General features: G+C 40.5%; 2 tRNA genes. Both read left to right on the forward strand.

The window, feature by feature from the left end:
* The first annotated feature begins 140 nt into the window (after window positions 1-140).
* Window positions 141-217 (forward strand) — tRNA-Ile (locus SH09_RS15670).
* Window positions 218-233: 16 nt separating this feature from the next.
* Window positions 234-309: transfer RNA gene (locus SH09_RS15675), tRNA-Ala, on the forward strand.
* Window positions 310-439 lie beyond the last annotated feature (130 nt).

The raw sequence follows: 439 nt of genomic DNA on the forward strand, positions 1-439 counted from the left end.
AGCCGTATCGGAAGGTGCGGCTGGATCACCTCCTTTCTAAGGATATATTCGGAACATCTTCTTTAGAAGATGATAAGAGGAATAACATTGACATATTGTATTCAGTTTTGAATGCTCATTAAAGTATTCATTTTCGAAATGGGCCTATAGCTCAGCTGGTTAGAGCGCACGCCTGATAAGCGTGAGGTCGGTGGTTCGAGTCCACTTAGGCCCACCATTTCAAATTTAATATTGGGGGCTTAGCTCAGATGGGAGAGCGCCTGCTTTGCACGCAGGAGGTCAGCGGTTCGATCCCGCTAGTCTCCACCATGTTTAAATTTTGTACATTGAAAACTAGATAAGTAAGTAAAATATATAGATTTTACCAAGCAAAACCGAGTGAATTAGAGTTTTAAAAAAGCTTGAATTCAAAAAGAAATAATCGCTAGTGTTCGAAAGA

Source organism: Staphylococcus gallinarum, assembly GCF_000875895.1.
Lineage (GTDB): Bacteria > Bacillota > Bacilli > Staphylococcales > Staphylococcaceae > Staphylococcus > Staphylococcus gallinarum.